The sequence below is a fragment of the Desulfotignum phosphitoxidans DSM 13687 genome, from assembly GCF_000350545.1.
Taxonomy (GTDB): Bacteria; Desulfobacterota; Desulfobacteria; order Desulfobacterales; family Desulfobacteraceae; genus Desulfotignum; species Desulfotignum phosphitoxidans.
Genome location: NZ_APJX01000011.1, coordinates 25,943 through 40,836, shown reverse-complemented (window position 1 = coordinate 40,836; position 14,894 = coordinate 25,943). Strand labels below are relative to the sequence as shown.

Genomic DNA, 14,894 nt, shown 5'->3' with positions numbered 1-14,894 from the left:
GCCAAAAGCGACACCCTGTTTCCGTCATGATGTTACCGCCGTTCCGGCCAGATCTGCTCGGACATTTCCGTTGAAAATACGGATTTGTCTGATTCGTCACTGTCTCCTGCCATGAATTTTAAAGATTGAGGGATGTCTCTATCAGATATTCCCTACTTTTTGCAACAGAATCCAAAAAAGTGTTGACAAATAAAAAGTGTTTACTTTATATATTATATAATCACTTATATATATTTTATATAACTAAAATTCATTATGGGAAACTGCAAAGCATGAAGTACTTGCAAATTTTGAAAAATGGTCATGACTATCCAATTTATCGTGTTTTGGATGTTCATAAAAACAAAATTTCAGTCTGTTTAATCACTGTAGGTGCCAATGGGAAAGAACAATACGAAATTTTTCGCAGATTATAAGCGACGTGTTCATAAATTGTTTATTAAGGCAAAGATTAAAATTGATTCGATTGTTAACTTTAAACCCAGCACTGAAAGGAGATGGTTTTACTTATGAAGTTTTGAGTTGTAAATTAGATTAAAAAAATAACCTTTTAAGGAGTAATTTTATGAAATCTGCAGAACTAAACGAAAATATTGAAGATTACAGCGGGACATCAAAAGGTTTTTCAATGGCATTAAAAGCATTGCTCGGAAGCCTTGCCGGTGTATTGATTTTTTTCGTACCCTTCAGTACGTCGTCGGACAAATCCAAAATACCCCTTATCATTGCCATTGATTTTATCAAAAAGATGATTGGCGACAATATCAATTACCTTACCCTTGGTGTTATCATATTGCTGTGCGTAACCTGGGTACTCTCCAAGGTGTCGCAAAACGATTTCTTGAAAAAATATCATGCCAAGGACAACAATATCATTGGTTTCCTTTTTATTCTGGCAGGCATATTCACGTTTATGCTGACGTTTAAGCTGGGGCCTGAATGGTTTTTGCATAAAGATGTAGGCGGGTTAGCCCTCTATCTTGGGGGCAGCGTATTTTTAACTGTTTCCATAGCCGGAATATTAGTTTTGTTGCTTACAGAATTTGGTTTTTTGGAGTTCGTTGGAACATTGCTTGAGCCCTTGATGAGACCGGTATACAGGCTGCCGGGCAGGTCAGCGGTAGATGCGGTTGCTTCTTTTGTCGCAGCACCTGCGGTTGGTATTTTTATCACCAATAAGATATATAAGAACGGTTATTACACTCAGAGGGAATCCGCCAGTATTGCTACAAACTTCAGCGTTTGCAGCCTGGGCTTTTTTGCTCTCCTGACATCCATTGGCGGGATCATGGAATATCTTCCCCACATGATTATCAGTTCATTTATCATTTCTTTTATTATTGCCGCAATCGTCACCAGAATTCCGCCTTTGTCAAGAAAAAAAGATGTTTATTTTGATGGAAGACCCCAGACAGAGGACGAAAGAACACCCATACCCTATGATGGAAAAATTTTTAATAGAGCCTTTGATGCAGCGGTGGCAAAAGCATCCACAACCCGGCTTGATATGCTTTACAAGAGTTTCTGGGATGCGATCACCTTTGCCCAGAAAATCGTAGCCTATGTTATATCTATTGCAACCGTTTCCTTGGTTGTTGCAACCTATACGCCTTTGTTTGATTACCTTGGCGCCCCTTTTGCACCAATTCTGTCTCTCTTGCAACTACCCAATGCTGTAGAAATTGCACCAGCTGTATTGGTATCTATTGCGGAAATCGCGCTTCCCGTCATTATTATTTCCGGCGGTGAAGTTGCAGCAATGAGTGTTTTTTTTATCTGCACCCTTTCAACCGTACAGATTATATTTTTTACGGAAAGTGCCAATGCCATGCTTGAAGCCGATATCCCATTAAGTTTGATGGATCTGATTGTCATCTTTATAATCAGAACAATCGTTGCAATTCCCTTGGTGGCGGTTGCGACCCATATTATTTTTTAAGTCGTCGATGTAAAAATCAGGGAATCGGGATCACAGTTGAAAATATTTGATGATCGAAAGGCACCTTCATGTTGTCAGGGACACAATCCTCTTTGCTGCTGAATAACATGATTCCGATTCCCTGTATTGATGTTGAGGAATCAGATCGAAAGAATCTCAGATTTATCAATTTAATGTGAAAAATAAGCCGGGATTTGAATCAGATTGTTTCGGAATTTAACAATGTCCGGAGAAAATAAAAAAAATCGCTTGCAAAGTTGAACAGGTATGTGTTTTTTATGAGGCATATTATATAAGTTAATAACTTAAAGGCTTAATATGTCTCTATACAAGAGGACAGGCGCACTCCTGTTCGGTACACGGCTGAAACGATTGAGTGACAAATTTTTCACTGATCTTTCAAAGATCTATAGAGATCAGGACATCCGTTTCGAGGCCAGTTGGTTTCCGGTATTCTATCTTCTGAGCAGTCAGAAAGAGGTGACAATCTCCCAAATTGCCAGTGAATTGGAAATTACTCACCCGGGGGCCAGCCAGATCGTCACATTTCTCAAAAAAAAAGGATTTGTCCAGATCGCCCAGAACAAGGAAGACAAGCGGGTCAAAAAAGTCATCCTCACGAAATCCGGAAAAGAAAAACTCCACGAAATCCGACCCGTATGGAAAGCCCTGCTGGAAACCATGAATGAATTGCCTGGAATTGAAGGCAAACCCTCCAACGTCCTTGAGCTGTTGGAAGAACTGGAAAAAGAAATGTTCCGTATTGACCTTGTGGACCTGGTTGAAAAAAAGCTGCAGTTTGATCGATTTCTGGAAAAAATACAGATTGTTCCCTATACAGAAGCATATCATGACGCACTTATGTCCCTGGCTCTTAGCTGGATGGCAGAAAACCCGGGTACCCTTCCTGAGAACGTTGATTGGATCAACCGGATTCATAAGGCCGTATACGAAACCCAAACCCACATGATTCTCCTGGCAGTTCACCTGGAACGGATCATCGGTGCCTGCGTGGCCGCTATTGACTCGGATACTAAAACCGCCCGATTGATATTCATATTTGAAGAAGGCCAGATTTCCGACCACATCATCCAGGTATTGCTGGATAAAACAGGTTTTGAACTGGCTGAAAAGGATATCTCAGAGATAACGGCAGACGTGGAGACCGCCAACTCCAATCTTTTAAAATTATTTCAAAAAAACAATTTTAAGCTCAGGGAAATAGAAAACGGGTCTGCCGCGTCCTTTGCCCGGCTTTATAGGACCATGAGTTAACCCCAACCTCCTGTTTTCAAAGCCATACTTTTTATAAAAAGACTTATCACACGGCCCGGAAAAAGTTGTTCCAGGCCGTGTTTTTTTTAATTATTCTCAACAGAGCCTGTTCCGGGCTCGCTTTTTTGTCCAATCCCCTCTTCTGAAAGGCTCTTAGCTCAATTTACGTAACCAGCAATCCAATCTATCAATACTTTTTTAAAAAAAAGCATTGACAAACAAAAAAGTTTTTATGTAATTTATTGTATAAGTGATTATATAATGGATTAATATCTTTTAAAGGAGGCAGAAATGACCCTTTTGCAATCAGATCAATTGGAAGCGCTCAGAAAGGAAATCCGGCAGTTTGCACAAAAAGAGCTGGCGCCGTTTGAGCAGGATGTTGAAACCAATAACCAGATTCCCGAGCATATTCTGACCAAAATGAGGAAGAAGGGCTATTTCGGATTGACCATCCCCAAAGAATACGGGGGCATGGGCATGGGCAAAACCGCCTTTTGCACAGTGGAAGAGGAACTGGCCAGGACCCATTTTGCCTTTATGGATATCATTAGTCTCAATAACGGGTTGGGATCCAGAAGCATTGTTTTGGACGGTAACGAAGAGCAGAAAAAAAAATATTTACCCAGACTTGCCAGTGGCGAATGGATCTCGTCCTTCGCTCTGACCGAGCCAAATGCCGGATCTGATGCTGCCAGTATAACCACTATGGCTGAAAAAAAAGGGGATGTATACCTTCTCAACGGCATGAAACATTTTATAACCAATGCCCCTATTGCCGATGTGTTCATTGTCATTGCCGTCACCGATCCGGAAAAAGGCCCCAAGGGAGGGATTTCTGCTTTTATCGTGGAAAAAGATTTTCCCGGCATTTCCATCGGCAATGTTCATCAGTCCATGGGTATGCAAGGCTCCCACAAAAGCGAGCTCATTTTTAAGAACACTCCGGTGCCGGCTCAAAATCTCATCGGAACCGAGGGTAGAGGATTGACTGTGGCCCTGAAGACCGTTGACGAAGGGCGGATGGGGGTTGCTGCCACCTCGGTGGGTATGGCTACAAGGCTCTTGGACATGGCTGTAGAATATGCGTCTTCCGAAAAGTTCAATGGTAAGCCCCTTGCAAGGTACCAGTCTTTTGAATGGCTTCTGGCCGACATGGCCACAGAACTCTACGCCGCCAGAACCATGCTCTATAAAACAGCTGAGAAAATGGACCGAAAGGAAGATGCTCAGTTGGAAGTGGCCATGTGCAAACTCTACGGATCTGAGATGGTGGGCCGGGTCGTTGAAAAAGCAATGGAGATTTTCGGAAAAGACGGGTGCCTTTTTGAAAACGTGGTGGAACGGATTCTACGGGATGCAAGGATTTTACGGATCTTCGAAGGGACTGCGGAAATTCACCGCATTATCATTGGACGTAAACTGCTCACAGGCCAGCGGCCCTCATAAGGAAAAGGAGACAAAACCATGACATTCCAACTCACAGAAGAACAGACTTTTATACAGAAAGCCTCACGGGATTTTGCCCGGGGAGAATTTGATGACGACCAGATTCTGGACCTCATTGAAAAACAGCAATTTCCCAAAAAGATGCTTAAAACCGCCTGTAAGCTGGATCTCATCGGCCTGACCTGGTCTGAATCGGCCGGAGGGCAGGAATGTGGGATGATGGAGAGTGTTCTGGTAACAGAAGAACTTTGCCGAAGGGACTCAACCATGGGCCTGGCCCTGTCCTTCGCAGATGTGGGGGCTGAAGTTGTGGCCCAATTCGGCACCCCTGACCAAATCAAAGCCTTTAACGCCCCCCTGTTAAAGGGAAAATCCGTCACAGCCCTGATCTGTCCGGAACTGGGTCAAAGGCCGGGACCGGTTTGTTACCAGAAAACCGATGATACCCTGATTCTAACCGGAGAAGCACCCGTCGTTCTCAATGCAGGCATTGCCGATTTTTTCCTGGCTGTTGCTCATCCTGAAGACGGTCAAGGGGAACGGATTCTGGTTCTGTTCCCTAAAAACATGCCCGGCATAGATGTTTCGGAACCCCAAAAAAAACTTGGTATGGACATGATGTCTTGGCACTCAGTGAATTTTGATTCCACACAGATCTCAATAAGCGCCATGATTTCCTGCGATGAAACAGGGGCAGATCCAGTCAATATCCTTGAACAAAATCTTTTGCTCAAGACCGCTGCCATGTTCCTGGGCATGGCTCAGGGAGCCTTTGATCTGGCCCTGGAATATGCCAAGGAAAGAGAACAGTTTCGCCGCAAAATTGCTGCATTCCAGGGTATCAGCCAAAAAATCGCAAGCATGTACATAAGACTAAGGGAGGGCAGGGCCTCGGTCTATGCAGCAGCCCGGGCCTGTGATGAAAAACGCATAGGGTTAACGGATTTGATTGCAACCCAACTCTCTGCCCAGGCCTTAGCCGAATTTCTCACGGATGAGGCCCTGCAGATTCACGGGGGCGTGGGATATATGATTGAATTTCCAGTGGAACACTTTTTCAGAGATGTAAAATGCTTAAGAACCCTGCTGGGCAGAAATATCACCCGGATGGATCTGATCAGTCAGCGGGTCATCGGCCGGCTCAATTAAACCGCAACTTAAGGAGGATTGATTATGAGTGCATTAAAGAATGTTAAAATCCTGGATCTGACCCGGGTATTGAGCGGCCCCTTTTGCACGGCCATGCTGGCAGATATGGGCGCTGAGGTCATCAAGGTGGAACATCCCATGGGCGGAGACGGAGCCAGGGAACCTTCAGCCGCCGTCAACGGGGAAAGCCTCTACTTCATGTCCCTGAACCGGGGGAAAAAAGGCATTACCTTAAACCTTAAGGATAAAAAAGGGCTTGAGATCCTCAAATCCCTGATCAAAAAATCAGACGTGATTGTGGAAAATTTTCGCCCAGGGGTCATGGGAAAGCTGGGCTTGTCCTACCCTGACGTCAAAAAAATCAACCCGGGTATCATCTATGCATCCATTTCCGGGTTCGGTCAGGACAGTCCCATGAAACATCTGCCCGCTTTTGATCTGGTGGCCCAGGCCATGGGGGGCATCATGAGCATCAACGGCCAGAAAGGGGCGCCCCCCACCCGGGTGGGTGTCTCCTTAGGGGACACCTCCACAGCGTTGTACACTGCTTTTGCCATAGTCACTGCCCTGTACAACAGGGAAAAAACCGGATATGGCCAGTCCATTGATGTCTCCATGGTGGATTCGATTTTCTCCCTTTTGGAAATGTCCCTGTTCTCCTATCTGGGTGATGAAAAAGAAGTTCAGGGACGTATGGGCTCCCGTCACCCCACAAGCTACCCCTATGATGTATTCGAGGCGAAAGACGGGTATTTCACTATTGCCACCTTTGACAATACAGGCTTTTCCCGGCTCTGCGAGGTCATGGACCGGGCCGAACTTATGGAAGATGAGCGATTTTTGACGGACACCATCAGAGGAAAGAACGATGCAGCCCTCAAGGAGATCATTCACTCCTGGTCAAACGAACTGACCGTTGAACAGGTCCTGGATATCCTTGAGCAGGCTAGAGTCCCTGCATCTCCTATCTACAATATTCAGCAGATTGCAGAAAGCGATCACATCAAAGCAAGGGAGATGCTGGTCCCTGTGGACCACCCCGTTGCTGGTCCGACTAGGATTCCGGCCATGCCTGTGAAATTCTCCCATACAAGGGCGACCATCCAGGGTCCCTCTCCTTTGCTGGGTGAACATACCAAAGAGGTATTGAAAAACGAACTCGGGTTTGACGACCAGTTCATCAAAAAGTTGGCAGACAACAAAATCATATAAAGATCTGTTCTAATGAACACAACAAAATATGGAAAATTATTCGACCACAAGGACACAGAATTAATAAAAAGCAAACCCTGTGCCTTTGTGATGATCGAAGTCTTCTAAATGAAAAAAGGAAAAAAATCGCCATGAAAAATATTGACGTTTCCAATGCAATGACCATCAGTATCCAAAATATTTTCACTGAACTGCCCCAGATGCCTGAATTCGAATACGGTATCAGAAGGGCCCCCAAGCGTTCCCTGCACCTGAACAAAGATGAAATCACCTTGGCTCTTAAAAATGCCTTAAGATATCTGCCCGAAGAATGGCATGAAAAAATGGCACCGGAATTTTTAGACGAACTTATGACCTTTGGAAGGATTTACGGATATCGGTTCAGGCCCGTCGGCCGGATCAAAGGACTTCCCATTGATGAGTACAAGGGAAAATGTGTCGAGGGCAAGGCCTTCCAGGTCATGATAGACAATAACCTGGATTTTGAAATCGCCCTTTACCCCTATGAAATGGTTACCTACGGGGAAACCGGCCAGGTCTGCCAGAACTGGATGCAATACCATGTCATTAAAAAATACCTGGAAAATCTCACCGAAGACCAGACCCTGGTGGTGGAGTCCGGCCATCCTCTGGGCTTATTCAAATCTTCTCCCTCTTCACCCAGGACTATTATCACCAACGCTATGATGGTGGGGCTGTTCAATGATCAGGAAAACTGGGAAAGAGCCATATCCCTGGGGGTTGCCAATTACGGCCAGATGACCGCAGGCGGATGGATGTATATTGGTCCCCAGGGCATTGTCCACGGCACATACGGCACCCTTTTAAACGCCGCTCGCCTGGAACTTGGGGTTCCTGAAGACGGCGATCTTACTGGAAAACTGTTTGTCACTTCTGGTTTGGGAGGTATGAGTGGTGCCCAGGGCAAGGCTGTTGAGATCGCCAACGGCGTGGGCATCATTGCAGAAGTGGATGAATCCAGGATCCAGACCCGATTTGATCAAGGCTGGGTCAGCAAAGTCACAAAGAGTCCTGCAGAAAGCTTTGAGTTGGCAAAGACTGCTGTGGCCGCCAAAGAGGCTATGGCCATTGCCTTTCACGGAAATGTGGTGGATCTGTTGGAATATGCCGTAAACAATGGCATCCACATTGAACTGCTCTCAGACCAGACCTCCTGTCATGTGGCCCATGGCGGCGGATACTGCCCCCAAGGCCTGACCTTTGAGCAGCGAACCGAGATGCTCAAGGATGATCCGGAAGAGTTCACCAAAAAGGTGGATGAATCTTTGACCCACCATTATGAGCTGATCAAGATCCTCGTGGACCGGGGCACATATTTTTTTGACTACGGCAATGCCTTTATGCGCGCTGTATTCGACGCCGGGGTCACAGAGATCTGCAAAAACGGTGAAAACACCATGGACGGTTTTATTTTTCCCTCCTATGTGGAAGATATCATGGGGCCTTTGATGTTTGACTACGGCTACGGCCCCTTCAGATGGGTCTGCCTGTCCGGCAAGGAGGAAGACCTGCTCAAGACCGACCAGGCCGCTATGGAGTGTATTGACCCCGAACGCAGATTCCAGGACAGGGATAACTATATCTGGATCCGGGATGCCCACAAGAATCAGCTTGTTGTTGGTACTCAGGCCAGAATACTCTACCAGGATGCCATGGGACGGGTGAATATTGCCCTGAAGTTCAATGACATGGTTAGAAAAGGAGACATCGGTCCTATCATGCTGGGTCGGGACCATCATGACACCGGCGGCACGGATTCTCCCTTCAGGGAAACCGCCAACATCAAGGACGGCTCCAACATTATGGCCGACATGGCGGTTCAGTGTTTTGCGGGTAACTGTGCCAGGGGCATGAGCCTTGTGGCTCTTCACAATGGGGGCGGGGTTGGTATCGGCAAGGCCGTTAACGGCGGATTCGGTCTGGTTCTGGACGGCAGTGCGAGAATTGATTCCATAATAAAAAGAGCCATGCTCTGGGATGTCATGGGTGGGGTGGCTCGACGTGCCTGGGCCAGAAATGAGCATTCCATGGAAACCTGCATGGCCTTTAACGAGATGAGCCAGGGACAGGCCCATGTGACGATTCCTTATATTGCCGATGAAAATTTGATCTCAGAACTTGTTAATGAACGAATAAAATAAACCGGGGAAAAATGAACAGAAACCTCATTGTAAAAAATGCTGCTCAATTGGTGACCTGTAAAGGCTTTACAGCAAAAAAGGGTGAAGCGATGTCTGATCTGGGCATCATAGAAAATGGTGGTGTGCTTATCCTTGACGGAAAAATCACTGCAGTAGGCCCCTCCCACGAAGTGACCAAGGGGATAAACGAAAAAGAAATTACCGTCATCGATGCTGCCGGAAAGGCGGTCATTCCAGGTTTTGTAGATTCACACACCCATTTTGTATTCGGAGGATATCGGCCTGATGAATTTGCCTGGCGGCTCAGGGGTGATTCCTACATGGACATCATGAACCGGGGAGGCGGCATTGCCAACTCGGTGGGTGCCACCCGCAAAGCGTCTTTGGACGAGCTTCTAGTGGTAGGGACCAGGCGGCTTGATTCTATGCTTTCCTTTGGAGTGACTACAGTGGAGGGCAAAAGCGGTTATGGTCTGGACCGGAAAACGGAACTCAAACAACTTGAGGCAATGGCCCGCCTCAACAAGAGTCATGCCCTGGATATCGCCCCAACTTTTTTGGGTGCTCATGCCGTACCAACTGAATTTAAGGGCAAAACAGATGAATTCGTCGACCATGTCATGGAAATACTCCCGGAAGTCAAAGAAAAAGGACTGGCGGAATTCTGTGATATTTTCTGTGAAGAAAACGTATTTTCTGTGGATCAATCCAGGCGACTCCTCGTAAGAGCCAAAGAGCTGGGGCTCGGTGTCAAGATCCATGCCGATGAGATTGTACAGCTGGGCGGAACCGAACTGGCGGCAGAATTAGGTGCCGTGTCCGCGGATCACCTGCTCCAAGCCTCTGAACAGGGCATCCGTGATCTGGCCGCCTCCGGCACAGTGGCAACACTGTTGCCGGGAACCGCCTTCAGTCTCAAAGAAGATTATGCCCAAGGCCGCTCCATGATCGACCATGGGTGCGCAGTTGCCTTGGCAACAGATTTCAATCCGGGATCCTGTTTTTCCAACTCTATCCCCCTGATCTATGCCCTGGCTTGTCTCTACATGAAACTGAGTCCTGAGGAAGCACTAACTGCTTTGACCATCAACGGGGCTGCGGCTGTCGGGCGAGCTGATACCATTGGTTCCATTGATGTAGGGAAACAGGGAGATCTGGTCATTCTTGAGTACCCCTCTTACCGGTTCATTCCTTATCATGTGGGAGTAAATACCGTGGAAACGGTGATTAAAACCGGTAAGATTGTATTTTCCAAAAAACTATAACCTTAATCAGTAAAAGGAAATTTAAGGTAATGAAAAAAATTATCGAATGTGTCCCCAATTTCAGTGAGGGCCGGGACCAGACAATTATTAATGCCATAGCCGAGGCGATCCGCAACACCAAAGGGGTCACTCTCCTGGATGTAGATCCTGGAAAATCCACAAACCGGACCGTCTATACTTTTGTAGGCGATGAGGAAACCATCATTGAGGGTGCCTTGGCCGGGGCCCGGATAGCCAAGGAAAAAATCGACATGCGGACCCATAAGGGTGAACATCCGAGGTTCGGAGCTATGGATGTCTGTCCGTTTATCCCTGTGGCCAATGTGACCATGGAAGAATGTGCTGAAATTTCCAAAAAATTTGCCAAGCGGGCAGGAGAAGAGCTCAACGTTCCTTTTTTCCTCTATGAAGAAGCCTCTGACCGGGATTATAGAAAAAAACTGCCCGATGTCAGAAAAGGAGAATACGAGGCTTTGGAAGAGCGGCTCAAGTATCCTGAATGGACCCCTGATTTTGGACCTTCCGAATTTGTTCCTACCTGGGGTGCTACGGCAACCGGCGCCCGAATGTTTCTCATCGCCTACAATGTCAACATTCTTGGTACCTCCAATCAGGCCCACAGGATAGCCCTGGACCTGAGAGAAGCAGGACGCGGAAAAAATCAGCCGGGCAAACTCAAGGATGTCAAGGGTATGGGATGGTTTGTGGATGAATACAACATGGCTCAGGTAACAGTGAATCTGAACAATTACAACGTTACCCCCATCCACGTTCTTTTTGAAGAAGTAAAAAAAGGAGCTGAGGAACTGAATATTGCCGTTGCCGGTTCTGAGATCGTAGGTATTGTCCCTCTGGAATCACTGCTTATGGCAGCAGAATACTACATTGAAAAAGAAGAGCTGTTCATCTATCAGGAGGAACAGAAGGTTCGCCTGGCCATTGAACGGCTGGGTCTTAACTCCGTTGCCCCTTTTAATCCCAAGGAAAAAATCATCGAATATATTGTGGCTGAAGCACCTGACGAACCACTGGCGACCATGAGTGTCAGGGGCTTCATAGAAGAAATATCAGCCAGGACTTCTGCCCCGGGCGGTGGATCTGCCTCTGCTGCCATGGCTGCGATCGGTACCGGCCTTGGCGCCATGGTTGCCAAGCTTACCCAGGGAGTCCGGAAGTTCGAACATAAGGAAGCTCAGATGCAGGCGGTGATTCCAATTCTACATGATTTAACTCAGTCGCTGATCCCAATGATTGATAAAGATACTTCAGCCTTTAACGAGTATATGGAAGGGTTGCGCATGCCCAAGAGTACGGATGAGGAAAAGGCAGCCCGTAAAACCAAGATGCAGGCCGGACTCAAAACAGCTATCCAGGTCCCCCTGAACACCATGTGCCTGGGGGACAAGGCTTGGGATGCACTGATCACAACCGCAGAACACAGCAACCCTGCCTCCAAATCCGATGTTCAGGTCGGCGCAAAGGCATTGGAAACCGGTATTTGGGGGGCTTTTCAGAATGTTTTGATCAATATGGCTGACATTGAGGACGAGGACTTCAAGGCCGAGACTCTGGCCCAGGCCCAAACCATGGAACAAAGATCTCGGAGAAAATGCGCCCAGGTCTTGGCCATTCTGGATAAAATTTAACCGAAATAGACCAACAGGAAAACGTAAAAGGGTTATAGGCTAAGAAAATTATGGGAAAAGGCAAAAAAATTGAACATTTAATTGACCAGGATTGGTGCAAAGGGTGCGGCATCTGTGTCTATTTCTGTCCCAAGGACGTCTTGGAACTGGACACAAAGGGCAAGGTCGAGGCAGTCAGGTCGGAAGACTGCATCGCATGTAAACTGTGCGAATGGAGGTGTCCGGATCTTGCCATACAAATCATTGAAGAAGAGAAAGCGGAAAATGAAACAACAGAATAATATCAGGTTTGTCCAGGGCAACGAAGCCTGTGTCGAAGGGGCGGTTTACGCAGGCCTTGATTTTTTTGCAGGTTATCCCATCACCCCGTCCACTGAAATTGCAGAACATCTGGCGCAAAGACTGCCCGAAAAAGGGAAAAAATTCATCCAGATGGAAGATGAAATCGCCTCCATGGCCGCCATTATCGGCGCGTCTCTGACCGGCAACAAGGTCATGACGGCAACCTCCGGGCCCGGATTTTCCCTGAAGCAGGAAGCCTTAGGCTATGCTTGCATGGCGGAAATTCCCTGTGTTATCGCCAATGTCCAGCGTGGTGGGCCATCCACAGGCAACCCCACCCATGTGAGTCAGGGGGACGTGAACCAGGCCAGATGGGGAACCCACGGCGACCATTCCATCATCGCCCTTACCGCATCCAACCACCAGGATGTTTTCAAGATCACTGTTGAAGCCTTTAATCTGGCTGAAACCTACCGGACCCCGGTCATTCTCCTTCTGGACGAGGTCGTGGGCCACATGCGCGAAAAGCTGGTTATTCCTGAACCCGGCGAACTCCCGGTGGTCGGCCGTTTGAGGACCTCTGTGCCAAAGGATGTGGATTACCATCCGTATCTTCCCAGGGAAGACGGCCGGCTTCCCATGTCTGATTTCGGCGAGCAACACCGGTACAATGTCACCGGACTTTTTCACGACATGTGGGGTTTTCCCAGCAATAATCCCAAGGTTGTCAATGCACTTCTCACCCACCTGGTGGATAAGATTGAAAATAATGTCAACGACATTGCCATGTATAAGGAATACTGGATGGAGGATGCGGAATATATCCTGATTTCCTACGGATCATCTGCAAGATCGGCAATTCACATGGCCAGAAACAGAAGGGCCCGGGGTTTTAAAATCGGGGTCCTGGAACTGCAGACCATCTGGCCTTTTCCCACGGAAATTGTCAGGGAAAAATGTGCAGATGCCAAGGCGGTCCTTGTGGTTGAAATGAATATGGGCCAGGTTGTCACCCAGGTTAGAAATGCTGTTTACAACCCTAACAAAGTATTCCTGGCCAACCGGATTGATGGCCAGCTCATATCACCTACCGACATAAAAACCGTCTTGAGAATGATCCAGGGAAGGGGGGTGTAAGATGACGAAAAATGAATTTGATTATAAAGATTATATCCGGGCCCGTTTTTTTCCTCATATCTGGTGCCCGGGCTGTGGCCACGGTATTGTTCTGAGCACGCTGCTCCGCGCCGTCCATGAGCTGGGGCTGGACAAAAACGAGATTGTCATGACTTCTGGAATCGGTTGCTCTTCCAGGATATCCGGGTATGTGGACTTTCACTCCCTGCATACCATCCATGGAAGGGCGCTGGCCTTTGCTACGGGCGTCAAACTGTCTAAACCGAAACTGAAGGCCATTGTTCCCATGGGCGACGGTGATGCCCTTGCCATCGGCGGAAACCACTTTATCCATGCGGCAAGAAGAAACATCGATATTACAGCGATTGTCATGAACAACAAGATATATGGCATGACGGGCGGACAGTTTTCCCCTTTGTCCGGCCAGGGCAAAAAAGCCACTACCGCCCCCTACACGACCATTGACAATGATTTTGACGTGGTTGAACTGGCAAAGGCTGCCGGCGCCACCTTTGTGGCCAGGTCTACGGTCTACCATGCCAATGAGGCCAAGGACGTGTTGAAAAAAGGGATCGACCACAAGGGGTTTTCCGTTGTTGAAATCCTTACCCAGTGTCCCACCTACTATGGCCGGAAAAATAAGGAAGGGAATGCCGCCCAGATGATGGAAGTGTTCAAGACGAATACCGTGAAAATCGGGTCTAAAAAGTTGGAAAAAAACCCCGGCCTGATTCAGAGGGGCATTTTTGTCCAGGACACAGAAAAACTTGAATACTGTGAGGCCTATGATAAAACCATCGAAACAGCAATGAAAGGAAAGGCATAATGGAACGGTCAAGAATTGTTTTCTCAGGTTCAGGTGGACAAGGGGTTATCACTGCTGCCATCATCCTTGCCAAGGCTGCTGTTCTTTTCGAAGGGAAAAATGCCATCCAGTCCCAGAGTTACGGTGCCGCCGCCAGGGGGGGAGCCACCCGGAGCGACGTGCTGATTTCAGATACCACCATCGACTTTCCCAAGGTCATCCAGCCCAACATACTGATCAGCCTGACCCAGGAAAGCTATAACACCTTTTCGGGCATCATCCGCCCCGGAGGTCTCCTGCTGGTGGATTCAAGATATGTCAACATCGCAAAAAAAGTGGATGCAAAACATGTTACCCTGCCCATGTATGACAGGGTAATGGAGGAAATCAAGAAACCCATTGTTTTTAATATCTGCATGCTGGGGGCTTTGATCGGGCTCACCGACCTCATTAAGCCCGAGTCCATATTAAAAGTCCTGGGAACAACCATTCCCAAAGATTTCATGAATATGAATCAAAAGGCCCTCGAATTAGGTGTGCAACTGATAAAATCTGCTTCACATTAAAAACACA

The 14,894-nt window shown here is 47.4% G+C and carries 12 protein-coding genes; all 12 read left to right on the top strand.

From position 1 onward, the window contains the following. Positions 1 to 565 precede the first annotated feature (565 nt). The 12 genes from DPO_RS19305 to DPO_RS19250 all read left to right on the top strand — a co-directional run bounded on the left by DPO_RS19305 (position 566) and on the right by DPO_RS19250 (position 14,887). Entirely contained in the window at positions 566 to 1,939 is a 1,374-nt protein-coding gene (locus DPO_RS19305) for a YjiH family protein (RefSeq protein WP_006968044.1), read from the top strand. A 318-nt stretch (positions 1,940 to 2,257) separates the two neighbouring features. After that, on the top strand, positions 2,258 to 3,214 hold the full coding sequence (locus tag DPO_RS24155) for a MarR family winged helix-turn-helix transcriptional regulator (RefSeq protein ID WP_006968043.1): 957 nt from the start codon (positions 2,258 to 2,260) through the stop codon (positions 3,212 to 3,214). Between the two features lie 291 nt (positions 3,215 to 3,505). Then, positions 3,506 to 4,663, top strand: a complete 1,158-nt coding sequence (locus tag DPO_RS19295) for an acyl-CoA dehydrogenase family protein (protein ID WP_006968042.1) — start codon at positions 3,506 to 3,508, stop codon at positions 4,661 to 4,663. Between the two features lie 18 nt (positions 4,664 to 4,681). Beyond that, complete coding sequence (locus DPO_RS19290; protein ID WP_006968041.1) at positions 4,682 to 5,812, top strand: acyl-CoA dehydrogenase family protein; 1,131 nt, start codon at positions 4,682 to 4,684, stop codon at positions 5,810 to 5,812. Between the two features lie 24 nt (positions 5,813 to 5,836). Then, the gene (locus DPO_RS19285; RefSeq protein ID WP_006968040.1) at positions 5,837 to 7,024 is read left to right on the top strand and encodes a CaiB/BaiF CoA transferase family protein; all 1,188 of its coding nucleotides are present in this window, start codon (positions 5,837 to 5,839) and stop codon (positions 7,022 to 7,024) included. A gap of 131 nt (positions 7,025 to 7,155) precedes the next feature. Further along, positions 7,156 to 9,186: a urocanate hydratase gene (locus DPO_RS19280; RefSeq protein WP_006968039.1), complete on the top strand. Its 2,031-nt coding sequence runs from the start codon at positions 7,156 to 7,158 to the stop codon at positions 9,184 to 9,186. Between the two features lie 89 nt (positions 9,187 to 9,275). After that, on the top strand, positions 9,276 to 10,451 hold the full coding sequence (hutI, locus tag DPO_RS19275; RefSeq protein ID WP_236610000.1) for an imidazolonepropionase: 1,176 nt from the start codon (positions 9,276 to 9,278) through the stop codon (positions 10,449 to 10,451). Between the two features lie 29 nt (positions 10,452 to 10,480). Beyond that, the gene (gene ftcD, locus DPO_RS19270; protein WP_006968037.1) at positions 10,481 to 12,097 is read left to right on the top strand and encodes a glutamate formimidoyltransferase; all 1,617 of its coding nucleotides are present in this window, start codon (positions 10,481 to 10,483) and stop codon (positions 12,095 to 12,097) included. Positions 12,098 to 12,147: 50 nt separating this feature from the next. Then, positions 12,148 to 12,378, top strand: coding sequence for a 4Fe-4S dicluster domain-containing protein (locus DPO_RS19265; protein WP_006968036.1), 231 nt, complete (start codon positions 12,148 to 12,150; stop codon positions 12,376 to 12,378). Next, positions 12,362 to 13,516 (top strand): 2-oxoacid:acceptor oxidoreductase subunit alpha, encoded by a 1,155-nt coding sequence (locus DPO_RS19260; RefSeq protein ID WP_006968035.1) that lies wholly within the window; start codon positions 12,362 to 12,364, stop codon positions 13,514 to 13,516. The genes DPO_RS19265 and DPO_RS19260 overlap by 17 nt, the downstream gene beginning before the upstream one ends. 1 nt (position 13,517) lies before the next feature. Then, a complete protein-coding gene (locus DPO_RS19255; RefSeq protein ID WP_006968034.1) occupies positions 13,518 to 14,342 on the top strand; it encodes a 2-oxoacid:ferredoxin oxidoreductase subunit beta in 825 nt (274 codons plus the stop codon). Then, the gene (locus DPO_RS19250) at positions 14,342 to 14,887 is read left to right on the top strand and encodes a 2-oxoacid:acceptor oxidoreductase family protein (protein WP_006968033.1); all 546 of its coding nucleotides are present in this window, start codon (positions 14,342 to 14,344) and stop codon (positions 14,885 to 14,887) included. Before DPO_RS19255 ends, DPO_RS19250 begins: the two co-directional genes overlap by 1 nt. The last annotated feature ends 7 nt before the right edge of the window (positions 14,888 to 14,894 follow it).

What these genes read in the sequence shown, in the direction of transcription:
- DPO_RS19285 (WP_006968040.1), top strand. Translation starts at nt 5,837, where the DNA reads ATGAGTGCATTAAAGAATGTTAAAATCCTGGATCTGACCCGGGTATTG.
- DPO_RS19260 (WP_006968035.1), top strand. Translation starts at nt 12,362, where the DNA reads ATGAAACAACAGAATAATATCAGGTTTGTCCAGGGCAACGAAGCCTGT.
- hutI (WP_236610000.1), top strand. Translation starts at nt 9,276, where the DNA reads ATGTCTGATCTGGGCATCATAGAAAATGGTGGTGTGCTTATCCTTGAC.
- DPO_RS24155 (WP_006968043.1), top strand. Translation starts at nt 2,258, where the DNA reads ATGTCTCTATACAAGAGGACAGGCGCACTCCTGTTCGGTACACGGCTG.
- DPO_RS19250 (WP_006968033.1), top strand. Translation starts at nt 14,342, where the DNA reads ATGGAACGGTCAAGAATTGTTTTCTCAGGTTCAGGTGGACAAGGGGTT.
- DPO_RS19305 (WP_006968044.1), top strand. Translation starts at nt 566, where the DNA reads ATGAAATCTGCAGAACTAAACGAAAATATTGAAGATTACAGCGGGACA.
- DPO_RS19295 (WP_006968042.1), top strand. Translation starts at nt 3,506, where the DNA reads ATGACCCTTTTGCAATCAGATCAATTGGAAGCGCTCAGAAAGGAAATC.
- DPO_RS19280 (WP_006968039.1), top strand. Translation starts at nt 7,156, where the DNA reads ATGAAAAATATTGACGTTTCCAATGCAATGACCATCAGTATCCAAAAT.
- DPO_RS19265 (WP_006968036.1), top strand. Translation starts at nt 12,148, where the DNA reads ATGGGAAAAGGCAAAAAAATTGAACATTTAATTGACCAGGATTGGTGC.
- ftcD (WP_006968037.1), top strand. Translation starts at nt 10,481, where the DNA reads ATGAAAAAAATTATCGAATGTGTCCCCAATTTCAGTGAGGGCCGGGAC.
- DPO_RS19290 (WP_006968041.1), top strand. Translation starts at nt 4,682, where the DNA reads ATGACATTCCAACTCACAGAAGAACAGACTTTTATACAGAAAGCCTCA.
- DPO_RS19255 (WP_006968034.1), top strand. Translation starts at nt 13,518, where the DNA reads ATGACGAAAAATGAATTTGATTATAAAGATTATATCCGGGCCCGTTTT.